1 pseudogene is annotated in these 591 nt (G+C 69.5%); it reads left to right on the top strand.

Annotated features, from left to right (window positions below):
- Positions 1 to 591: pseudogene (locus VP06_RS32980) on the top strand (polyribonucleotide nucleotidyltransferase); the annotation flags it as partial.

The following is a 591-nucleotide window of genomic DNA, read 5'->3' as shown; positions in this document are numbered from 1 at the left end:
TTCGACGTTCAACGCGAAGAGCTGCTGTGGGGCGGGCGCAAGCTCGTGCTCGAGACCGGCAAGGTCGCCCGCCAGGCCGACGGCGCCGTGGTCGCCACCTATGGCGAGACCTCGGTGCTGGCCACCGTGGTGTCGATGAAGGAGCCGAAGCCCGGCATCGATTTCCTGCCGCTCACGGTGAACTACCAGGAGCGCACCTACGCCGCCGGCCGCATCCCGGGCGGCTACTTCAAGCGCGAGGGCCGTCCCTCCGAGAAGGAGACCCTGGTCTCCCGCCTGATCGACCGGCCGATCCGCCCCCTCTTCGTCGAGGGCTGGCGCAACGACACTCAGGTCGTCGTCACGGTGCTCTCGCACGACCTCGAGACCGATCCCGACGTCCTCGCCATGGTGGCGGCCTCCGCGGCGCTCACCCTCTCGGGCGTGCCGTTCATGGGCCCGATCGGTGCGGCCCGCGTCGGCTATGTCGGCGGCCAGTACAAGCTCAACCCGCCCATCCAGGAGATGGAGGGCTCGACCCTCGACCTCGTCGTCGCCGGCACCCAGGACGCCGTGCTGATGGTCGAGTCCGAGGCACGTGAACTGCCCGAG

The organism is Methylobacterium aquaticum (assembly GCF_001043915.1).
Taxonomy (GTDB): domain Bacteria; phylum Pseudomonadota; class Alphaproteobacteria; order Rhizobiales; family Beijerinckiaceae; genus Methylobacterium; species Methylobacterium aquaticum.
The sequence above is the reverse complement of the archived record's forward strand: the minus strand, read 5'-3'. Positions and strand labels throughout refer to the sequence as shown.